This window comes from Citrobacter sp. C5_2 (assembly GCF_014596845.2).
GTDB classification, from domain to species: Bacteria; Pseudomonadota; Gammaproteobacteria; order Enterobacterales; family Enterobacteriaceae; genus Citrobacter; species Citrobacter werkmanii.
On record NZ_CP115032.1, the window covers coordinates 516,607 to 538,850 of the forward strand.

19 protein-coding genes are annotated in these 22,244 nt (G+C 52.8%); 13 read left to right on the forward strand and 6 right to left on the reverse strand.

Features of this window, described 5'->3' with window-relative positions:
- Positions 1-113: 113 nt before the first annotated feature.
- Positions 114-1,088 (reverse strand): MDR family oxidoreductase, encoded by a 975-nt coding sequence (locus tag ICA20_RS02565; protein WP_038634375.1) that lies wholly within the window; start codon positions 1,086-1,088, stop codon positions 114-116.
- A gap of 225 nt (positions 1,089-1,313) precedes the next feature.
- On the opposite strand from ICA20_RS02565, the gene csrD reads away from it, so the two are divergent.
- Positions 1,314-3,254 carry an RNase E specificity factor CsrD gene (csrD, locus tag ICA20_RS02570; protein ID WP_038634373.1) on the forward strand — a complete coding sequence of 647 codons (1,941 nt, stop codon included), beginning with the start codon at positions 1,314-1,316 and terminating at the stop codon, positions 3,252-3,254.
- 8 nt (positions 3,255-3,262) lie between these two features.
- On the opposite strand, the gene ICA20_RS02575 is transcribed toward csrD, so the two are convergent.
- Complete coding sequence (locus tag ICA20_RS02575; RefSeq protein WP_154050627.1) at positions 3,263-3,583, reverse strand: hypothetical protein; 321 nt, start codon at positions 3,581-3,583, stop codon at positions 3,263-3,265.
- Between ICA20_RS02575 and mreB the strand changes: the two genes are divergently transcribed.
- The 7 genes from mreB to tldD all read left to right on the forward strand — a co-directional run bounded on the left by mreB (position 3,561) and on the right by tldD (position 13,744).
- Positions 3,561-4,604, forward strand: a complete 1,044-nt coding sequence (gene mreB / locus ICA20_RS02580; RefSeq protein ID WP_000913396.1) for a rod shape-determining protein MreB — start codon at positions 3,561-3,563, stop codon at positions 4,602-4,604. The two genes, ICA20_RS02575 and mreB, sit on opposite strands and share 23 nt — an antisense overlap.
- Positions 4,605-4,668: 64 nt before the next feature.
- Entirely contained in the window at positions 4,669-5,691 is a 1,023-nt protein-coding gene (gene mreC, locus ICA20_RS02585; protein WP_038634365.1) for a rod shape-determining protein MreC, read from the forward strand.
- On the forward strand, positions 5,692-6,180 hold the full coding sequence (gene mreD / locus ICA20_RS02590; protein ID WP_038634362.1) for a rod shape-determining protein MreD: 489 nt from the start codon (positions 5,692-5,694) through the stop codon (positions 6,178-6,180). It begins immediately after the preceding gene.
- Positions 6,181-6,188: 8 nt separating this feature from the next.
- Positions 6,189-6,782, forward strand: coding sequence for a nucleoside triphosphate pyrophosphatase (locus tag ICA20_RS02595; RefSeq protein ID WP_038634359.1), 594 nt, complete (start codon positions 6,189-6,191; stop codon positions 6,780-6,782).
- Positions 6,772-8,241, forward strand: coding sequence for a ribonuclease G (gene rng, locus ICA20_RS02600; protein ID WP_038634356.1), 1,470 nt, complete (start codon positions 6,772-6,774; stop codon positions 8,239-8,241). Before ICA20_RS02595 ends, rng begins: the two co-directional genes overlap by 11 nt.
- Positions 8,242-8,351: 110 nt before the next feature.
- Positions 8,352-12,152: an AsmA2 domain-containing protein YhdP gene (gene yhdP, locus ICA20_RS02605; protein WP_038634353.1), complete on the forward strand. Its 3,801-nt coding sequence runs from the start codon at positions 8,352-8,354 to the stop codon at positions 12,150-12,152.
- 146 nt (positions 12,153-12,298) lie between these two features.
- A complete protein-coding gene (gene tldD / locus ICA20_RS02610; RefSeq protein WP_038642897.1) occupies positions 12,299-13,744 on the forward strand; it encodes a metalloprotease TldD in 1,446 nt (481 codons plus the stop codon).
- An 84-nt stretch (positions 13,745-13,828) separates the two neighbouring features.
- Here tldD and aaeR read toward each other — a convergent pair whose 3' ends face one another.
- A complete protein-coding gene (aaeR, locus tag ICA20_RS02615; protein WP_038634351.1) occupies positions 13,829-14,758 on the reverse strand; it encodes an HTH-type transcriptional activator AaeR in 930 nt (309 codons plus the stop codon).
- 184 nt (positions 14,759-14,942) lie between these two features.
- On the opposite strand from aaeR, the gene aaeX reads away from it, so the two are divergent.
- The 4 genes from aaeX to ICA20_RS02635 all read left to right on the forward strand — a co-directional run bounded on the left by aaeX (position 14,943) and on the right by ICA20_RS02635 (position 18,455).
- Positions 14,943-15,146 carry a p-hydroxybenzoic acid efflux pump operon protein AaeX gene (gene aaeX, locus ICA20_RS02620; RefSeq protein ID WP_003025177.1) on the forward strand — a complete coding sequence of 68 codons (204 nt, stop codon included), beginning with the start codon at positions 14,943-14,945 and terminating at the stop codon, positions 15,144-15,146.
- Between the two features lie 7 nt (positions 15,147-15,153).
- A complete protein-coding gene (gene aaeA / locus ICA20_RS02625) occupies positions 15,154-16,086 on the forward strand; it encodes a p-hydroxybenzoic acid efflux pump subunit AaeA (RefSeq protein WP_038634348.1) in 933 nt (310 codons plus the stop codon).
- Between the two features lie 5 nt (positions 16,087-16,091).
- Positions 16,092-18,059 carry a p-hydroxybenzoic acid efflux pump subunit AaeB gene (gene aaeB, locus ICA20_RS02630; protein ID WP_038634345.1) on the forward strand — a complete coding sequence of 656 codons (1,968 nt, stop codon included), beginning with the start codon at positions 16,092-16,094 and terminating at the stop codon, positions 18,057-18,059.
- Between the two features lie 117 nt (positions 18,060-18,176).
- The gene (locus ICA20_RS02635) at positions 18,177-18,455 is read left to right on the forward strand and encodes a hypothetical protein (protein ID WP_038634342.1); all 279 of its coding nucleotides are present in this window, start codon (positions 18,177-18,179) and stop codon (positions 18,453-18,455) included.
- Positions 18,456-18,511: 56 nt separating this feature from the next.
- Here ICA20_RS02635 and yhcN read toward each other — a convergent pair whose 3' ends face one another.
- The gene (gene yhcN / locus ICA20_RS02640; protein ID WP_038634340.1) at positions 18,512-18,778 is read right to left on the reverse strand and encodes a peroxide/acid stress response protein YhcN; all 267 of its coding nucleotides are present in this window, start codon (positions 18,776-18,778) and stop codon (positions 18,512-18,514) included.
- A gap of 375 nt (positions 18,779-19,153) precedes the next feature.
- Entirely contained in the window at positions 19,154-19,624 is a 471-nt protein-coding gene (gene argR, locus ICA20_RS02645; RefSeq protein ID WP_003025162.1) for a transcriptional regulator ArgR, read from the reverse strand.
- A gap of 436 nt (positions 19,625-20,060) precedes the next feature.
- On the opposite strand from argR, the gene mdh reads away from it, so the two are divergent.
- Positions 20,061-20,996 carry a malate dehydrogenase gene (gene mdh, locus ICA20_RS02650; RefSeq protein WP_038634337.1) on the forward strand — a complete coding sequence of 312 codons (936 nt, stop codon included), beginning with the start codon at positions 20,061-20,063 and terminating at the stop codon, positions 20,994-20,996.
- A gap of 146 nt (positions 20,997-21,142) precedes the next feature.
- On the opposite strand, the gene degS is transcribed toward mdh, so the two are convergent.
- The gene (gene degS, locus ICA20_RS02655; RefSeq protein WP_038634334.1) at positions 21,143-22,210 is read right to left on the reverse strand and encodes an outer membrane-stress sensor serine endopeptidase DegS; all 1,068 of its coding nucleotides are present in this window, start codon (positions 22,208-22,210) and stop codon (positions 21,143-21,145) included.
- Positions 22,211-22,244 lie beyond the last annotated feature (34 nt).

Here is a 22,244-nt window from a genome sequence, read left to right on the forward strand (position 1 = left end):
CTCCCGGCTTACGCGTCATGACAGACAGGGGATGCGTAGTTAATATGGCAGGGAGTCTCTATATATGCCGCGAAATTTTGTTAGTTAAGTGTAAATTTCTGCGCCGATGCCTGTTATTTCACCTTCACCAGCGTACGACCTTGTACCTGGTTATTGATGATGGCATCGGCGAACTTCGGCGCATCCGCTAGCGTAATCTCCGTGGCGGCCTGAGCATAGAATGATTCCGGCAGATCCTTAACCAAACGCGCCCAGGCTTCTGCGCGACGTGCCGGTGGGGTCATCACCGAGTCCACCCCTTGCAAACGTACATTACGCAGAATGAATGGCATGACGGTGGTCGGCAGCGCGAAGCCGCCCGCCAGGCCGCAGGCGGCCACGCAGCCACCGTAGTTCATCTGTGCCAGGACTTTCGCCAGCACTTTATCGCCAACGGTATCAATTGCACCGGCCCACAGTTGTTTTTCCAACGGGCGAGATTCAGCAAACTCATCGCGGCTGAGAATACGATTCGCGCCCAGGCTCTTCAGATAGTCGTGGGTGCTTTCGCGCCCTGATACTGCCACAACCTGATAGCCCAGCTTATGCAGTAATGCCACGGCAGTGCTGCCCACGCCGCCGCTGGCGCCGGTGACGACAATCTCACCGTCTTGCGGGTGAATTCCTGCATCCTCAAGCGCCATGACGCACAGCATGGCGGTAAAACCGGCGGTGCCGATGACCATCGCTTTGCGCCCGTCCAGCCCTTGCGGCAGCGCTACCAGCCAGTCGCCTTTGACGCGCGCACGTTCAGCCAGTCCGCCCCAATGGTTTTCACCCACACCCCAGCCGGTCAGTAAGACTTCCTGACCCGCATGAAAACGGGGATCTTCGCTTGCACGCACGGTACCGGCGAAATCAATGCCAGGAATCATCGGAAAGTTGCGGATGATTTTACCCTTGCCAGTGATAGCCAGGGCGTCTTTATAGTTCAGGCTCGACCAGTGGACATCCACCGTTACATCGCCTTCCGGGAGCTGGTTTTCGTCGAGGGGTTGAACGGATGCGAGGGTTTTTCCGTCCTGCTGTTCTAAGATCAAAGCCTGCATAACCTGTCCTCAATTCGTATAGTGGATTGGAAAATTGTTAATGAAGACTATACTCGCTAATCAAAACATGATGCCGATTCTGCGCAATAAATTGCCAGATATACCTGATTTGGTAGTATGCCCCCACAGTTTGCATAAATTGGCGGATTTTGCGTTCAGTTTTGCATTTTTGAGTCGCTTTATCTCTTTCACACCTGTTTCATAACTGTCGGAGTTAACACAAGGATGCGATTAACGACGAAATTCTCAGCTTTTGTCACGCTGCTTACTGGGTTAACGATCTTTGTGACTCTGATTGGCTGCTCGCTGAGTTTCTACAACGCTATTCAATATAAGTTCACTACGCGAGTGCAGGCGGTGGCGACGGCGATTGATACACATCTTGTCTCCCACGATTTCGTTTCGCTGACGCCGCAAATCGATGAACTGATGGTTTCTGTTGATATCGTGCGTATCGAGTTGCTGCAAGGGGAGCATATAGTGTATGACCACTCCCGAACCAGCAGCTACCGCCCGGCAGGAACGAACAACCTCTACCGCGACATCACCGTACCGTTGATCAAGCATCCGGGCATGTCAGTTCGCCTGGTTTATCAGGATCCGATGGGCAATTATTTCCATTCGCTACTGACTACCGCGCCGCTCACGCTGGCCATTGCGTTTATTATTCTGATGCTCTTTTTGTCGGTACGCTGGCTTCAGCGTCAGCTTTCAGGCCAGGAGTTACTGGAGATTCGTTCCACGCGTATTCTGAACGGTGAACGCGGGTCGAATGTACGAGGAACGGTCTATGAATGGCCAGCGCGCACCAGCAGTGCGCTCGATATGTTGCTGACTGAAATTCAAAATGCCCGCGAGCAACGCAGCCGACTGGACACCCTGATTCGTTCCTATGTTGCGCAGGATACAAAAACTGGGCTGAGTAACCGTCTGTTTTTTGATAACCAGTTGGCCACGCTGCTGGAAGATCAAGAAAAGGTGGGAGCGCATGGCGTCGTGATGATGGTGCGTCTGCCGGACTTTACTCTGCTGCGAGATAGCTGGGGAATCACCCTGGCGGAAGAACAAATTTCAACGCTAATCAATTTGTTGTCGACGTTTATGACGCGTTATCCGGGGGCATTGCTGGCGCGCTACCACCGTAGCGATTTTGCCATCCTGTTGCCACATCGCACGCTGAAAGAAGCCGAAAGCATCGCCGGGCAATTATTAAAAGCGGTCGATGCGCTTCCGACTAATAAAATGATCGATCGTGCCGATATGGTTCATATTGGCATTTGCGTTTGCCGCAGTGGTCAGTCGACGGAACAGGTGATGGATCATGCTGAGGCCGCCACCCGGAATTCGGTCCTGCAGGGTGGGAACAGCTGGTCGGTCTATGATGACTCCCTGCCGGAAAAAGGCCGGGGCAACGTGCGCTGGCGGACGCTGATTGAACAGATGCTCAGCCGGGGCGGGCCGAGAATATATCAAAAACCTGCGGTAACGCGTGAAGGACGGGTACACCACCGGGAACTGATGTGCCGTATTTTTGATGGCAGCGAAGAAGTTATTTCGGCGGAATATATGCCGATGGTGCTGCAATTTGGCCTGGCTGAAGAGTATGACCGTTTACAGTTAAGTCGTCTGATCCTGCTTTTGGGCTACTGGCCGCAGGAAAGCCTGGCGATGCAGATAACGGTTGAATCGCTAATTCGCCCACGTTTTCAGCGCTGGCTGCGTGATACGTTGATGCAGTGCGAAAAATCACTACGCAAACGCATAATTATTGAACTTGCTGAGGCAGATGTTTGTCAACATATCAGCCGATTACAGCCCGTCATCCGATTGATGGATGCGCTAGGGGTACGGATCGCCGTTACGCAGGCCGGTTTAACGCTGGTGAGCACCAGTTGGATTAAAGAGCTTAACGTTGAGTTATTGAAGCTGCATCCAAGCCTGGTGAGGAATATTGATAAGCGAACCGAAAACCAACTGTTGGTTCAAAGCCTGGCGGAGGCCTGTTCAGGCACGCCAACGCAGGTTTATGCCACGGGAGTTCGTTCGCGTAGCGAGTGGCATACGCTGACGGAACGCGGAGTTGCTGGTGGGCAAGGGGATTTTTTTGCCGCATCACAGCCACTTGACACTAACGTGAAAAAATATTCGCAAAGATATTCGGTTTAACCTGCCGTTTAATTCGTTTTCACGTAGAATAACGCGCGCTGTGCCTTCTGGGGGTGTGCTTGTCTGCTCGCCAGGTTGTAACAGCAAACATGCAGGTGAATGACCTTTGACAGGTTGCAAACAAAAGCGAGGAATGCTGCTGATTTTTTCAGCCCTGATGGACTCAGGCCGGTTTTGTAACAAAGGAAACGAACTGCACTAATTTTCACCGTAGCAGATGATTTTTGCGCCTTGTCGCTGCTGCGTGTGGTTGGTAAAGTAAGCGGATTTTGTTTTCCGCCCCAGCTTTCAGGATTATCCCTTAGTATGTTGAAAAAATTTCGTGGCATGTTTTCCAATGACCTGTCCATTGACCTGGGTACCGCGAATACCCTTATTTATGTAAAAGGACAAGGCATCGTATTGAATGAGCCTTCTGTTGTGGCCATTCGTCAGGATCGTGCCGGTTCGCCGAAAAGCGTGGCTGCAGTAGGTCATGATGCGAAGCAGATGCTGGGTCGTACGCCGGGCAATATCGCTGCAATTCGCCCAATGAAAGACGGCGTTATCGCTGACTTCTTCGTGACTGAAAAAATGCTCCAGCACTTTATCAAACAAGTGCACAGCAATAGCTTCATGCGCCCAAGCCCGCGCGTACTGGTGTGTGTACCGGTTGGCGCAACCCAGGTTGAACGCCGTGCGATCCGTGAATCCGCTCAGGGCGCAGGCGCCCGTGAAGTCTTTCTGATCGAAGAGCCGATGGCGGCCGCGATTGGTGCGGGTCTGCCAGTTTCTGAAGCAACCGGCTCAATGGTTGTGGATATCGGTGGTGGTACCACTGAAGTTGCCGTTATCTCCCTGAACGGCGTGGTTTACTCTTCTTCCGTACGTATTGGTGGTGACCGCTTCGACGAAGCCATCATTAATTACGTTCGTCGTAACTACGGTTCTCTGATCGGTGAAGCCACCGCAGAACGTATTAAACACGAAATCGGTTCCGCTTATCCGGGCGATGAAGTCCGCGAGATCGAAGTACGCGGCCGTAACCTGGCAGAAGGTGTTCCACGCGGCTTTACCCTGAACTCCAACGAGATTCTGGAAGCGCTGCAGGAACCGCTGACCGGTATCGTGAGCGCGGTAATGGTTGCTCTGGAACAGTGTCCGCCAGAGCTGGCGTCAGACATCTCCGAGCGCGGTATGGTGCTGACCGGTGGCGGTGCGCTGCTGCGTAACCTTGATCGTCTGTTAATGGAAGAAACCGGTATTCCAGTTGTTGTTGCTGAAGATCCGCTGACCTGCGTGGCGCGCGGTGGCGGCAAAGCACTGGAAATGATCGATATGCACGGCGGCGACCTGTTCAGCGAAGAGTAATCAGACGCAGGTAGGGTGGCCCACGGGTTGCCCTTCCGCTCTGATACGAGAATACGCATAGACTATGAAGCCAATTTTTAGCCGTGGCCCGTCGCTACAGATTCGCCTTATTCTGGCGGTGCTGGTGGCGCTCGGCGTTATTATTGCCGACAGCCGCCTGGGTACGTTTAGTCAAATCCGAACGTACATGGATACCGCCGTCAGTCCTTTCTACTTTATCTCTAATGGTCCTCGTGAATTACTCGACGGCGTGTCGCAAACGCTGGCTTCGCGTGACCAACTCGAACTTGAAAACCGGGCGCTGCGTCAGGAACTGCTGCTGAAAAATAGCGAGCTGCTGATGCTGGGGCAATATAAACAGGAGAACGCGCGTTTGCGCGAGCTGCTGGGATCCCCATTGCGTCAGGACGAACAAAAGATGGTGACGCAGGTCATCTCAACGGTTAATGACCCATACAGCGATCAGGTCGTGATCGACAAAGGGAGCGTTAACGGCGTCTACGAAGGTCAGCCAGTTATCAGCGACAAAGGTGTAGTGGGTCAGGTCGTTGCGGTAGCAAAACTGACCAGCCGCGTACTGCTGATTTGCGATGCGACGCATGCTCTGCCAATCCAGGTTCTGCGTAACGATATTCGCGTCATTGCTGCGGGCAACGGTTGTACGGACGATCTTCAGCTCGAACATCTGCCGGCGAACACCGACATTCGCGTTGGCGATGTGCTGGTGACTTCCGGTTTGGGTGGACGCTTCCCGGAAGGTTATCCGGTTGCTGTTGTTTCTTCCGTTAAGCTGGACACTCAGCGTGCTTATACCGTCATTCAGGCTCGTCCGACCGCGGGTTTGCAGCGTTTGCGCTATCTGCTGCTGTTGTGGGGAGCCGATCGTAACGGCGCCAATCCGATGACGCCGGAAGAAGTACACCGTGTTGCCAATGAACGTTTGATGCAAATGATGCCGCAAGTTCTGCCTGCGCCAGATGCCATGGGGCCGCCTGCGCCAGTACCGGCACCTGCTACAGGCGTCACTACAGCGCCTACGGACACCACGTCGCCACAACCTGCTCCGCGTAAGCCGGGAGGACAGTAAGTGGCAAGCTATCGTAGCCAGGGGCGTTGGGTTATTTGGCTTTCGTTCCTTATTGCACTGTTGCTGCAAGTTATGCCCTGGCCGGATGACATTCTTGTTTTCCGGCCAAACTGGGTGCTGCTCATCTTGTTGTATTGGATTCTGGCGCTACCGCATCGCGTAAATGTGGGCACAGGGTTCGTGGTGGGTGCCATACTGGATCTCATTAGCGGTTCCACGCTTGGCGTGCGGGCCTTGTCGATGAGTATCATTGCCTATCTGGTCGCGCTGAAATTCCAGCTATTCCGCAACCTCGCGCTCTGGCAACAGGCGCTGGTGGTCGTGTTGTTATCACTGGTCGTGGATATTATTGTTTTCTGGGCCGAGTTTTTAGTGATCAATGTCTCTTTCAGACCTGAAGTGTTCTGGAGTAGTGTAGTGAATGGTGTGCTCTGGCCATGGCTATTCTTACTGATGCGTAAAATCCGTCAGCAGTTTGCGGTGCAATAAAGGTTGATATGAATACTCTGTATCTTGCTTCAAGTTCTCCACGTCGTCAGGAACTGCTCGCTCAACTTGGTATCATGTTTGAACGGCTGGTTCCTGGGATTGAAGAACAGCGGCACCCGCAGGAAAGCGCGCAGCAGTACGTTTCTCGTCTGGCGCGCGAAAAAGCGCAGGCTGGCGTTGCGTTGGCGCAGCGCGATTTGCCAGTATTGGGTGCGGATACCATTGTTATTCTTAACGGCGAAGTGCTGGAAAAACCGCACGACGCCGCCCATGCCGCCGCAATGCTGCGTAAGCTGTCGGGCAACACGCATCAGGTCATGACCGCCGTGGCATTGGCCGATCGCCAGCACAGTCTGGACTGTCTGGTGGTGACGGAAGTGACATTCAGAGCACTCACCGATGAGGACATCGCGGGTTATGTTGCCAGCGGTGAACCAATGGATAAAGCAGGTGCATACGGTATTCAAGGGTTGGGTGGCTGTTTTGTCAGGAAGATAAATGGCAGCTATCACGCCGTAGTCGGCTTACCGCTGGTAGAAACGTATGAGTTGCTGACCAATTTTAACGCACTGCGTGAGCAAAGGGATAAACATGACGGCTGAATTGTTGGTAAACGTAACGCCATCGGAAACGCGGGTGGCTTACATTGATGGCGGTATTCTGCAGGAAATTCATATTGAACGTGAGGCGCGACGTGGAATCGTAGGCAATATCTACAAAGGTCGTGTAAGTCGTGTACTTCCGGGTATGCAGGCGGCTTTTGTAGATATTGGACTGGATAAAGCCGCATTTCTTCACGCTTCAGACATCATGCCACACACCGAATGCGTGGCCGGTGAAGAACAAAAACAGTTCACCGTTCGCGACATTTCTGAACTGGTTCGCCAGGGCCAGGATTTGATGGTGCAGGTGGTAAAAGATCCGCTGGGTACTAAGGGCGCTCGCCTGACGACGGACATTACGCTGCCTTCCCGTTATCTTGTTTTTATGCCGGGCGCGTCGCACGTTGGTGTTTCCCAACGTATCGAAAGCGAAAGCGAACGCGAACGTCTGAAAAAAGTGGTAGCCGATTACTGTGATGAGCAGGGCGGATTTATTATTCGTACGGCGGCGGAAGGCGTATGCGAAGAGGATCTGGCCTCGGATGCTGCCTACCTGAAGCGCGTCTGGACGAAAGTCATGGAGCGCAAAAAACGTCCGCAAACGCGCTACCAGATGTATGGCGAACTTGCGCTGGCGCAGCGCGTTTTGCGTGATTTTGCCGATGCCCAGCTTGATCGGATCCGCGTCGACTCTCGCCTGACCTATGAGGCGTTGCTGGAATTTACGGCGGAGTACATTCCCGAGATGACCAGCAAGCTGGAGCATTACAGCGGACGTCAGCCTATTTTCGATCTCTTTGACGTTGAGAATGAAATCCAGCGCGCGCTGGAACGCAAGGTTGAGCTGAAATCCGGCGGCTATTTGATCATTGATCAAACCGAAGCGATGACCACCGTGGATATCAATACCGGCGCGTTTGTTGGACATCGTAATCTCGACGACACTATTTTTAATACTAATATTGAAGCAACGCAGGCCATTGCGCGTCAACTGCGTCTGCGTAACCTGGGCGGCATTATCATTATCGATTTTATCGACATGAATAATGAAGATCATCGGCGCCGGGTGTTGCACTCTCTGGAGCAGGCTCTGAGCAAGGACCGCGTAAAAACCAGCATTAACGGTTTTTCACAGCTGGGCCTGGTGGAGATGACGCGTAAGCGCACGCGTGAAAGCGTGGAGCATGTGCTGTGCAATGAGTGCCCTACCTGTCATGGACGCGGTACCGTGAAAACGGTGGAAACCGTATGCTATGAAATCATGCGCGAAATTGTCCGCGTACACCATGCATACGACTCCGATCGCTTCCTGGTTTATGCATCTCCGGCAGTGGCAGAAACCCTGAAAGGCGAAGAGTCGCATGCGCTGGCGGAAGTCGAAATCTTTGTGGGTAAACAGGTCAAAGTCCAGGTTGAACCGCTCTATAACCAGGAGCAGTTCGACGTCGTAATGATGTAATTGAGTAGTAGCACCAGCGCATGTAGGCCGGATAAGGCGCAAGCGCCGCCATCCGGCAATATACACTCAAGGGGTGTGAGTCACATTTTTTTGCAGACAAGGAGAGGCGCGTGAGGCGATTGCCGGGGATATTACTGCTCACTGGAGCCGCATTCGTTGTCATTGCAGCGCTGATGGTCAGTGGACTGCGCCTTGCGCTACCTCATCTTGATAGCTGGCGTCCGGCCATTCTCGGTAAGATTGAATCCGCGACTGGCCTGCCCGTTACCGCCAGCCAGCTTTCCGCCAACTGGCAAAATTTCGGCCCTACGCTTGAAGCGCGTGATATCCACGCGCAGCTCAAAGACGGCGGTGAGTTTTCGGTAAAACGTGTCACGTTAGCGCTGGATGTCTGGCAAAGTTTACTGCACATGCGCTGGCAGTTTCGCGATCTCACCTTCTGGCAATTGCAGTTGCGCACCAATACCCCTATCCAGAGTAGTGAAAGCGGTGATGGAATTGAAGCGGGTCACCTCAGCGATCTCTTCCTGCGTCAGTTCGATCATTTCGATCTCCGCGACAGTCAAATCAGCTTTTTAACCCTCTCAGGCCAGCGCGCTGAACTGGCGATCCCACAACTTACCTGGCTGAACGGTAAAAACCGGCATCGCGCTGAGGGGCAGGTCAGTCTCTCCAGTCTGACCGGTCAACATGGCGTTATGCAGGTGCGCATGGATCTGCGCGACGACAATGGGCTGTTGAATAATGGTCGGGTCTGGCTGCAGGCAGACGACATTGACGTCAAACCGTGGCTGGGCAAATGGATGCAGGATAATGTCGCGTTGCAAACCGCGCGTTTTAGCCTGGAAGCATGGATGACGATCAATAAAGGCGTCGTTTCCGGAGGCGATGTCTGGCTGAAGAAAGGCGGCGCCAGCTGGCTGGGTGACAACCGCACGCATACGCTCTCCGTGGATAACCTGACGGCGCACATTAGCCGCGAACAGCCGGGCTGGCAATTCTCTATTCCCGATACCCGTATCACCATGGATGATAAACCCTGGCCAAGCGGGGCGTTAACGCTGGCCTGGATCCCTGAGCAGGAAGTCGGTGGTGAGAATAACAAGCGCAGTGACGAGCTACGCATTCGCGCCAGCAATCTGGAGCTGGCCGGATTAGAAGGGCTGCGCCCGATGGCGGCTAAGTTATCGCCAGCGCTGGGGGATATTTGGCGCGCCACGCAGCCAAGCGGCAAAATTGATGTGCTGGCGCTGGATATCCCATTACAGGCAACAGAAAAGACCCGTTTCCAGTCCTCGTGGACCAATCTGGCCTGGAAACAGTGGAAGTTGTTACCGGGGGCGGAGCATTTCTCCGGTACGCTTTCGGGCAGCGTGGAAAATGGTGCGCTTACCGCCTCCATCAAGCAAGCCCGCATGCCGTATGAGAGCGTCTTCCGCGCACCATTGGAAATAGAAAACGGCGTGGCGACGCTAAGCTGGCTGAAGAATGATAAAGGTTTTCAGTTAGATGGGCGCAATATTGATGTCAAAGCGAAAGCGGTACATGCGCGCGGTGGTTTTCGCTATCTGCAACCGACCGGTGACGAGCCATGGTTAGGCATTCTGGCGGGGATCAGTACTGATGACGGCTCTCAGGCCTGGCGCTACTTCCCGGAAAATCTGATGGGCAAAGAGCTGGTTGACTACCTCAGCGGCGCGATTCAGGGCGGCGAAGCGGATAATGCCACGTTGGTGTATGGCGGCAACCCGCATTTGTTCCCGTATCTGCATAATGAAGGGCAGTTTCAGGTCCTGGTGCCGTTACGCAATGCTAAATTCGCCTTTCAGCCCGACTGGCCTGCGTTGACTGACCTCAATATTGAACTGAACTTCATTAACGACGGTCTGTGGATGAAAACGGATGGCGTTAATTTAGGCGGCGTAAAAGCCAGCAATCTGACGGCCAATATTCCCGACTATGCAAAAGAAAAGCTGCTGATTGATGCCGACATCAACGGGCCAGGAAAAGCGGTTGGACCTTATTTTGATGATACGCCGCTAAAAGATTCTCTTGGCGCCACGCTTGAGCAGTTGCAGATTGATGGCGATGTGAATGCTCGCTTACATCTCGATATCCCGTTAGATGGCTCGCTGGTTACGGCCAAAGGTGATGTCAATCTGCGTAATAACAGTCTGTTTATTAAACCGCTCGACAGCACGTTGAAGAATTTGACCGGAAAATTCAGCTTTGTGAACGGCGATCTGCAGAGCGAGCCGATGACGGCAAACTGGTTTAATCAGCCGCTGAACGTCGATTTTTCCACTACCGAAGGGGCCAAAGCCTATCAGGTGGCGGTGAATCTGCAAGGCGACTGGCAGCCAAACCGTATGGGGATTTTGCCGACGCAGGTGAACGATGCGTTAAGCGGCAGTATGGCGTGGAATGGCAAGGTGGATATCAATCTTCCGTATCATGCCGGGGCGACCTACGACATTGCGTTAAAGAGTGACCTGAAGAATGTAAGTAGTCACTTACCTGCTCCACTGAATAAGGCGGCCGGTGAGGCGCTGCCGGTAAACGTGAAGGCCAACGGCAATCTGCGCAGCTTTGATCTCACCGGCAACGCAGGGAGCAAGAATCACTTCAACAGCCACTGGCTGCTGAATCAGAAGCTGACCCTTGACCGTGCTATCTGGACGTCGGAAAGCCGCACCGTGCCCGCGTTACCCGATCAGCAAGGCATTGAGCTCAATCTTCCCCCTATGGACGGCGCGCAATGGCTGGCATTGTTCCAGAAAGGCGCTGCGGATAACGTTGGCTCGAACGCCAACTTCCCGCAACGCATCACGGTACGTACGCCATCGTTATCCCTGGGGGGGCAGCAGTGGAACAATTTAAGTATTGTGTCTGAGCCTTCGGGCAACGGTTCCAGCGTGCAGGCGCAGGGGCGTGAGATCAACGCCACGCTGGCTATGCGCAATAACGCCCCGTGGCTGGCGAACATTAAATACCTCTATTACAACCCGAGCGCCGCAAAGCCTTCTCCCGGCACAGCGCCAGCGTCGCCTTTCTCTACCATCAATAACGTCAGCTTCCGTGGCTGGCCGGATGTTCAACTCCGCTGTGCAGAGTGTTGGCTGTGGGGACAGAAATATGGACGTATTGATGCCGATGTGGCGATCAAAGGCGATACGCTCTCGTTGAGCAACGGTCTGTTGGATACCGGCTTTGCCAGACTGACTGCCGATGGTGAATGGGTGAATGTGCCGGGTAAAGAGCGTACGTCACTGAAGGGAAAACTGAACGGCAAAAAAATTGACTCTGCCGCCGGTTTCTTTGGCGTATCGACGCCGATTCGTAACTCTTCGTTCAATGTGGAGTACGACCTGCACTGGCGTAATCCACCGTGGGATCCGGATGAAGCGTCGCTGAATGGGATTTTGCGCACCCGGTTGGGCAAAGGTGAGCTTACCGAACTCAGTACCGGACATGCGGGGCAACTGTTACGCCTGTTAAGCTTTGACGCGTTGCTACGTAAACTGCGCTTTGATTTTAGCGATACCTTCAGTGAAGGCTTCTATTTCGACTCCATTCGCAGCACGGCGTGGATTAAGGATGGTGTGATGCATACCGACGACACGCTGGTGGACGGTCTGGAAGCTGACATCGCGATGAAAGGCTCGGTGAATCTGGTACGCCGCGAACTGGATATGGAAGCGGTTGTCGCGCCTGAAATTTCTGCCACCGTTGGGGTTGCCGCCGCATTTGCCGTCAACCCGATTGTCGGCGCGGCGGTGTTTGCCGCCAGTAAGGTTCTGGGGCCGCTGTGGAGTAAAGTTTCGATTCTGCGTTACCGTATCACCGGTCCGGTTGATAAGCCGCAGATTAACGAAGTTCTGCGTCAGCCGCGCAAAGAAAGCCAGCAATGATTTGACGGGGGCAAGTAATTGCCCCAATCTCAGTACATAGTATTGCCGGATGGAGCAGCGCTTATCCGGTCTACAGTAGCCTAACAACGTAGGCCGGATAAGGCGTTTTTGCCGCCATCCGGCAGAATTAAATGAGTAACAAAACGATGAGTCTGAACCTGGTAAGTGAACAATTGCTAGCGGCGAATGGCCTGAAACATCAGGATCTGTTTGCCATCCTGGGCCAACTGGCCGAACGCCGTCTCGATTACGGCGATCTCTATTTTCAGTCGAGCTATCACGAATCCTGGGTTTTAGAAGACCGCATCATTAAAGATGGTTCTTACAATATTGATCAGGGTGTTGGCGTACGCGCCATCAGCGGCGAAAAAACGGGGTTTGCCTATGCAGACCAGATTAGCCTGCTGGCGCTGGAGCAAAGTGCGCATGCTGCCCGGACTATTGTGCGCGACAGTGGTGACGGCAAAGTAAAAACGCTGGGTGCGGTAGAGCATCAGGCGCTTTACACTTCGGTCGATCCGTTACAAAGCATGAGCCGCGAAGAGAAACTGGATATTCTGCGTCGCGTTGACCGCGTTGCGCGTGCTGCTGACAAGCGCGTTCAGGAAGTGACCGCCAGCCTGACCGGTGTTTATGAGCTGATTCTGGTGGCGGCGACCGACGGTACGCTGGCCGCGGATGTCCGTCCACTGGTGCGTTTGTCCGTCAGCGTGCAGGTCGAAGAAGACGGTAAGCGTGAGCGCGGCGCGAGCGGTGGCGGCGGTCGCTTTGGTTATGACTATTTCCTCGGCGATCTCGATGGTGACGTGCGTGCCGACGCGTGGGCGAAAGAGGCTGTGCGCATGGCGCTGGTCAATCTGTCCGCAGTAGCCGCGCCGGCAGGTACGTTACCGGTGGTACTCGGCGCTGGCTGGCCTGGCGTTCTGCTGCACGAAGCGGTCGGTCATGGTCTGGAAGGCGACTTTAACCGCCGTGGCACCTCGGTATTTAGCGGTCATATGGGTGAACTGGTCGCGTCAGAACTGTGTACCGTAGTAGATGATGGCACAATGGCGGACCGTCGTGGATCCGTGGCTATTGATGACGAAGGTACACCGGGCCAGTACAACGTGCTGATCGAAAACGGTATTCTGAAAGGCTACATGCAGGACAAACTGAATGCGCGCCTGATGGGTGTGGCGCCAACGGGTAACGGACGCCGTGAATCTTACGCGCACCTGCCGATGCCGCGGATGACCAACACCTATATGCTGCCGGGCAAATCCACGCCGCAGGAAATCATTGAATCCGTCGAATACGGCATTTATGCGCCGAACTTCGGCGGTGGTCAGGTGGATATCACCTCCGGGAAATTTGTGTTCTCAACGTCCGAAGCGTATCTGATTGAAAACGGTAAAGTGACCAAACCCGTGAAAGGCGCGACGCTGATTGGCTCCGGTATCGAAGCGATGCAGCAAATTTCGATGGTAGGTAACGATCTGAAACTGGATAACGGCGTAGGCGTTTGCGGTAAAGAAGGGCAAAGCCTGCCGGTGGGCGTGGGCCAGCCGACGCTGAAGGTCGATAATTTGACGGTCGGCGGCACCGCATAGCATCATGATCCTGGCCCGATAAGCGTCAGTGCCATCGGGCATCTTGCCGGATGCGGCGTTAACGCCTTATCCGGCCTGGACTCTTTATTTCTCTTTCCCTCGACCATACATTCCCTGAAACAGCTGCGCCACATCGACAAAATAATCCGTCAGATAGTTAATCACTACCTGAACCTTAAGCGGCAGTTTGTCTTTTTCGGTGTACAGCGCATAGACCGGACGTGGATCCGACTGGTAGCGGGGAAGCAGGATCTCCACCTCGCCGCGATTGATCTCATTGATCACCCACATCAATGGTACATAGGCAATACCCGCGCCTGCGGCCAGCCAGCGCACCAGCGTCATCGGATCGTTAGTGACGAAACGCCCCTCTGGAATCAGGCGGGTAGAGATCCCCTCCGGGGCGATAAGCTCGAATTCGTTATCCGGGCGCACGCTATATTCCAGCCATGAGTGATTGCTGAGATCGGCAGGTTTTTCCGGAACGCCAAACTGGGCGAGATAACTTTTAGCGGCGCAGACCACCATCGGCATGGCTCCCAGACGACGTGAAAACAGGCTGGAGTCTTGTAACGCGCCGACGCGGATGACCACGTCCAGGCCATCAGCAATTAAATCCGGTGCCGGGATGCCGGTGACCAGATTTACCGTCAGGCCGGGGTACTCTTTCAGCATTTTCGCCGTCAGCCCGGCGAGGACATTTTGTGCCATGGTTGAAGAACAGCCAATACGCAATGTGCCGATAGGAGTGTTATTAAAGGCATACAGCTGCTCATGCACATCCTGCGCTTCGTGCAGCATTCGACGGCAGCCCTGATAATAAATTTTACCGGCTTCGGTTAGCCCAATGCTGCGCGTACTGCGGTTTAGCAGCTTGACCTGTAGTTCATCTTCCAGTTTAGAGACCGTCTGGCTTATCGATGAAACGCTCATTTGCAGCTGTCTTGCGGCGGCGGTGAAGGAGCCCAGTTCGACAACTTTGGCGAACACCGACATACGTTTTAATCGTTCCATTATTCACTCTGGCTTAAAAGTGATTTAGATCACATAATATAGATAACAGCATAACAGTTACGTTAATATATTATTATTCAAATAACGGCTATGTCGCTCTCGCCTGGCTCATCCTTGCCCTTCTCTGCGGTGACATACGCTAGAAAATCTATCACCTGCACTCTCTTAAGCTACCAAGGTCAACATGAGTCTGTTTCCCGTTATCGTGGTGTTTGGTCTGTCCTTCCCACCGATTTTTTTCGAATTGCTTTTGTCACTGGCGATTTTCTGGCTGGTGCGCCGGGTGCTGGTTCCAACTGGCATCTATGATTTTGTCTGGCATCCGGCTCTGTTTAACACCGCGCTGTATTGCTGCCTGTTCTATTTAATAACGCGCCTGTTCGTTTGAGGTTGAAGTGAAAACACTAACAAAAAAACTCTCCCGTACGGCCATGACTCTCGTACTGGTCATTCTGGCCTTCATTGCTATTTTTCGCGCATGGGTGTTCTACACCGAGTCGCCGTGGACGCGTGATGCGCGTTTCAGCGCTGATGTCGTCGCCATTGCGCCGGACGTTGCGGGTCTTATTTCCAACGTTAACGTCCATGATAACCAACTGGTGAAAAAGGATCAGGTGCTGTTTACCATCGACCAACCGCGCTATAAAAAAGCCCTCGAACAGGCTGAAGCCGACGTCTCTTATTACCAGGTTCTGGCGCAGGAAAAACGTCAGGAAGCCGGTCGTCGTAACCGTCTGGGCGTACAGGCCATGTCTCGTGAAGAGATTGATCAGTCTAACAACGTACTGCAAACCGTATTACACCAGTTGGCGAAGGCGCAAGCGACCCGCGATTTGGCAAAATTGGATCTTGAACGTACCGTTATTCGTGCGCCAGCGGATGGTTGGGTGACTAACCTGAATGTTTACAGCGGCGAATTTATTACCCGTGGCTCCACGGCGGTAGCGCTGGTAAAACAGCACTCGTTCTATGTCCTGGCGTATATGGAAGAAACCAAGCTGGAAGGCGTACGCCCTGGATATCGCGCTGAAATTACCCCGCTTGGTAGCAATAATGTGTTGAAGGGTACCGTTGATAGCGTGGCGGCTGGCGTAACGAATGCCAGCAGCACGCGAGACGCAAAAGGTATGGCGACCATTGATTCCAATCTTGAATGGGTCCGTCTGGCACAGCGTGTACCGGTGCGCATTCGTCTTGATGAGCAGCAGGGAACCCTGTGGCCAGCCGGGACGACGGCTACCGTTGTTATCACCGGTAAGCAGGATCGCGATGCCAGTCAGGAATCCTTCTTCCGTAAAATGGCGCACCGCCTGCGCGAGTTCGGTTAATTGCGATGGGTATTTTTTCCATTGCTAACCAGCATATCCGCTTCGCGGTAAAACTGGCGTGCGCAATTGTTCTGGCGCTGTTCGTTGGTTTTCACTTTCAGCTTGAGACTCCGCGTTGGGCGGTGTTGACCGCGGCAATTGTGGCAGCAGGCCCGGCTTTTGCCGCCGGTGGGGAACCCTATTCAGGCGCCATCCGCTACCGCGGGATGCTGCGTATCGTCGGCACATTTATTGGCTGTATTGCCGCCCTGATCATTATTATCAGCATGATCCGCGCTCCGTTGTTGATGATCCTGGTGTGTTGTATCTGGGCCGGTTTTTGTACCTGGATCTCGTCGCTGGTGAAGATCGAGAATTCCTATGCCTGGGGACTTTCGGGTTATACGGCGCTGATCATCGTCATTACTATCCAGGCTGAACCGTTGTTGACGCCGCAATTTGCACTTGAGCGTTGCAGCGAGATTGTGATGGGGATTGTCTGCGCTATTGTTGCCGATCTGCTCTTTTCGCCCCGCTCGGTGAAACAGGAAATTGATGTCGAACTGGACAGCCTGCTGGTGGCGCAGTATCAGCTTATGCAGTTGTGTATAAAGCATGGCGACAGCGAAGAAGTGGACAAAGCCTGGGGCGATTTAGTCCGCCGAACGGCGGCGCTGGAGGGCATGCGCAGCAACCTCAATATGGAGTCTTCACGTTGGGTGCGTGCTAATCGCAGACTCAAAGCATTAAACACGCTGTCGCTCACGCTCATTACTCAGTCCTGTGAAACTTACCTTATTCAAAATACCCGCCCGGAACTTATCACCGACACCTTCCGCGAGTTGTTCGATACGCCGGTTGAAACGGTGCAGGATGTCCATAAACAGTTGAAGCGGATGCGTCGGGTTATTGTCTGGACTGGCGAACGTGAAACACCGGTAACGATTTATAGCTGGGCAGGTGCGGCGACGCGCTACTTGCTACTGAAACGCGGTGTGGTGAGTAATACAAAAATTAGCGCGACGGAAGAAGAGATCCTGCAAGGCGAGCCGGTAGTGAAAGTGGAGTCCGCCGAGCGTCACCATGCGATGGTCAACTTCTGGCGTACCACGCTCTCCTGTGTGCTGGGCACCTTATTCTGGCTGTGGACTGGCTGGACATCCGGCAGCGGCGCGATGGTGATGATTGCGGTTGTCACCTCGCTGGCAATGCGCCTGCCTAACCCTCGGATGGTGGCGATAGATTTTATCTACGGTACGTTGGCGGCATTACCACTCGGGGCGCTCTATTTTCTGGTGATTATCCCCAATACGCAGCAAAGTATGCTGTTGTTGTGTCTGAGCCTGGCCGTGCTGGGATTCTTTCTGGGAATCGAGGTGCAGAAACGACGGCTGGGATCGATGGGCGCGCTGGCCAGCACCATTAATATCATCGTGCTGGATAACCCGATGACCTTCCACTTTAGCCAGTTTCTTGACAGTGCGCTGGGGCAGATTGTTGGTTGTGTGCTGGCGTTTATCGTCATTCTGCTGGTACGCGATAACTCGCGGGACAGAACTGGTCGCGTGTTACTCAACCAGTTTGTCTCCGCGGCGGTTTCTGCAATGACTACCAACGTGGTTCGTCGTAAAGAAAACCACCTTCCGGCGCTTTATCAGCAGTTGTTTTTACTGATGAACAAATTCCCCGGCGACCTGGCGAAGTTTCGCCTGGCGCTGACGATGATTATCGCGCATCAGCGTCTGCGTGATGCGCCGGTACCGGTAAATGAGGATTTATCTGCCTTCCATCGCCAGTTGCGTCGCACCGCCGATCATGTGATTTCAGCAGGAAATGACGATAAACGCCGCCGCTACTTTAGCCAGTTGCTGGAAGAGCTTGAGATCTATCAGGAGAAGTTAATCATCTGGCAAGCCCCTCCACAGGTGACCGAGCCGGTAAAACGACTCAGTGGGATGCTACACAAATACCAGCACGCGCTGACCAGCAATTAAGCACAAAAAACCGATGCCAGAAGCGTCGGTTTTTTTATGGCTATACTTACCTGAAATGCGGGAGGCCCTGCATATTGGTGGTCCGTAGAGTGACTGGCGTCGGGATGGTGGCTATAGATGAACATCTATACGTTTGATTTTGACGAGATAGAAGACCAGGGTGATTTCTACCGCGAGTTCACGCGCGCATTTGGTCTGACCCGGGAAAAAGTGGTCGATTTAGATTCTCTGTGGGAGGTCGTTACCGGAGATGTCTTGCCGCTGCCGGTGGAGATTGAATTTGTCCATTTGCCGGACAAACTACGCAGGCGATATGGCGCATTAATATTACTGTTCGATGAAGCGGAAGAAGAGCTGGAAGGGCAGTTGCGTTTTAATGTTCGTCACTCAATGTAAGGTACAAAAAAGCCCCCGGCAGGCGGGGGCAAGTCGTCGGTTTAGACGACGAGGGTTTATTTGTACAGTTCTGCAGTCGCGTGCCAGTGAGCACCTTCACGGAGTTCGGTGACGCGATAGCTGCTGGCACCCGCTTTTTCAGCTTTAGCGGCGATAGCCTGACGCATATCCATTGGTGAACTACCGATCTGAGATACAGAGATGCTACCCATGGATTGCAGGTTCTGTGCTTCTTGTGAGTTCACCTGAGTAACCGCGGCGCTTGCACCGAAAGAGAGAACAGAAAGAAGACTTAAAGTTGCAACAGTAGTTTTGATTTTCATGATATTTACCTCGTCGAATTCTTTTATTGTGGGTCTTGTTTCGTGACCCTCATCACAAAATCAAGTATACACTAATAACGCGATAAATTAATACCACGCTAATTGTTTCTATGGTTATTACGTTTTAAGAAGATTATTTTTTATAACTTAAAGGAATTAAAACTGGCGTTTTTAACATTCATATAGAATTAAATTAAGTAAAATCAATGAGATACTGTATTTTGCAAAATGTGCGTTTTTCAGCCTTCATATTCACTATGTGAACGAATTTTAGCGGTTAAACGCACCATTTGTTAAATGAATGGCAGTGGAAAATAGAACCAAGAGGGGGAAGCAGAGGTTTTTCCCCGCCGGGAGTCGACGGGGAAGGAGGTATTACAGTTCTTGTTCGAACAGCTCCAGAATGGCTTCGTACAGATCTTTTACCGTAAAACCCTTAGCTGGCGTGGTGAAGATGGTATCGTCACCGGCAATCGTTCCCAAAATACCTTCCGCTTTACCCAACGAATCCAACAGACGGGCAATCAACTGAGCGGCGCCGGGGCTGGTGTGAATAACCACGACCGCATCGTTGTAGTCGATATCCAGTACCAAATTTTTCAGCGGGCTGGAGGTTGTCGGCACCCCCAACTCAGCCGGCAGGCAGTACACCATTTCCATTTTCGCATTGCGTGTACGCACGGCGCCAAACTTGGTCAGCATGCGTGAAACCTTGGACTGATTGATATTATCAAAGCCCTGATCCTGCAAGGCGAGGACGATTTCGCCCTGAGAGCTGAACTTTTCTTCTTTAAGTAGCGCTTTAAACGCCTTCACTAATTCTTCTTGTTTTGCCGAGCTTCGCATAAGTCACCCGTAATATGGCGGTAGAATCAACATTATTGTGCATACAGATGAATTTTTATGCAAACGGTCTGCCCTGGTAAAGGCTGAAATAATGTTATGAAAGAGCGGAATTTTATCAAATTTCGTTATCAAGAAACATGCCTGTGTCACGGCTCGCAAATAAGGTTAAAAGTAAATTAATTGTTATAAAATTGATGTTGTTTTGAGAGGTGGGTAGGGTATATTGTCAGCACCTGTTGGAAAGTTGCTCTACTGTGCGGGTGGTTTTGAATTACGTAACTTAGGTTTTATTTTACGTAAGTTAAATGCATAAAAGCCAAATTTGCGTGACTACGCATTCTTGACGCGTGGTTGTTGTATTCGTTGGATTTGTGAATTAAGGTCGCCGCCGCGGAGCAATCGACACTTTGCTTATCAATATAATAAGGAGTTTAGGATGAAAGTTGCAGTCCTCGGCGCTGCTGGTGGTATCGGTCAGGCGCTAGCATTACTGTTAAAAACCCAACTGCCTTCAGGTTCAGAACTCTCCCTGTATGACATCGCTCCAGTAACGCCTGGTGTGGCCGTTGATTTGAGCCATATCCCTACTGCTGTGAAAATCAAAGGCTTCAGCGGCGAAGACGCTACCCCTGCACTGGAAGGTGCTGATGTGGTACTGATCTCTGCGGGCGTCGCGCGTAAACCGGGTATGGATCGTTCCGACCTGTTCAACGTCAACGCCGGTATCGTGAAAAACCTGGTGCAGCAGGTTGCTAAAACCTGTCCGAAAGCATGTATCGGTATCATCACCAACCCGGTGAACACGACCGTTGCTATCGCTGCAGAAGTGCTGAAAAAAGCAGGCGTATACGATAAGAACAAACTGTTTGGCGTGACCACGCTGGACATTATCCGCTCCAATACCTTTGTTGCGGAACTGAAAGGCAAACAGCCTGGCGACGTTGAAGTCCCGGTTATTGGCGGCCACTCTGGCGTGACCATTCTGCCATTGCTGTCACAAATTCCTGGCGTGAGCTTCACCGAGCAAGAAGCGGCTGACCTGACCAAACGTATCCAGAACGCGGGTACTGAAGTTGTGGAAGCTAAAGCCGGTGGCGGATCTGCTACCCTGTCTATGGGTCAGGCCGCAGCACGTTTCGGCCTGTCACTGGTTCGCGCACTGAGCGGCGAAAAAGGCGTGGTTGAATGTGCTTACGTTGAAGGCGACGGCCAGTATGCTCGCTTCTTCTCTCAGCCGTTGCTGCTGGGCAAAAACGGCGTAGAAGAGCGTCAGTCGATCGGTAAGCTGAGCGCGTTTGAGCAAAGCGCGCTGGAAGGCATGCTGGACACGCTGAAGAAAGATATTACTCTGGGCGAAGAATTCGTTAAGTAACGCGAAGAGAGGCCAGCGTGTATTTGTAGGCCTGAAAGCTGCGCGCTATCAGGCATTACGTGCTGACTCTCTACGATATCGCCTAATAAAAACCGGAGCCAATGTGCTCCGGTTTTTCATGGTAAGTAGGCAGCCAGGACGTGACGTTAGTTGGTGGCCGGGTATTCCTGAATCGTCACCTGCAGCGTCAGCTGTTTGTCATCGCGCATCACGACGACCGAGATGACTGAACCTGGGCGAATTTCGGCCACCTGATCCATGGTCTCAAGAGCGGATACTGCCGGTTTATTATTGACCGAAATGATCAGATCGTTGACCTGAATACCTGCCTGGGCTGCCGGACCGTCCGGAGCCACTTCGTTAACCACTATCCCCTGAATTTGATCCATCCCGCTGCCTTGCGCGTGCAGTGGCGCAATTTCACGACCGCTGATGCCGATATAGCCGCGAATCACGCGCCCGTCACGAATCAGCTTATCCATAATTTTGGTTGCCAACTGAAACGGAATAGCAAAGCCAATACCTTCCGGGGTTTCGCCGTCGTTACTCTTATCAAATGACAGCGTATTAATGCCCATCAGTTCACCCAATGAGTTAACCAGCGCACCGCCGGAGTTACCGTGGTTGATGGAGGCATCCGTTTGCAGGAAGTTTTGGCGTCCTGTCGGGTTTAGCCCAATACGGCCGGTGGCGCTAATGATCCCCTGGGTAATGGTTTGCCCAAGGTTGTACGGGTTACCGATGGCGAGCACCACATCGCCAATGTGCGGCACACGCTTGTTATTAATGGGGATTGTCGGCAGTCCACCAGTCGCATTGATTTTCAGCACCGCAAGGTCGGTTAACGTATCAGAGCCCACGAGCAGCGCTTCAAATACACGTCCATCCTGTAATGCGACGATGATTTGGTCAGCATCATTAATGACGTGCTTATTGGTAATGATATAGCCGCGCTGATCCATGATAACGCCTGAGCCGAGCGTACGGATCTCAAGCTGGTTATGCGCAGTGCTGTTCATACTGCGGTTATAAACGTTAACGACGGCAGGTGCAGCACGGCGAACCGCTGGGTTATAGCTGGCGGGCGTTTCATCTGCACTGTCGAACTGCGGTGTGGTAAGAGTATTAATTTTGCGCAGAGAGGGCATCGCCGCCAGCAGAATGGCGCCGACGATTAAACCAATCGCGACCGAACGTAAAAGCTTCACAAACATGATGGCGGCGTCATTAAAAAAGGGAACGGCAGCA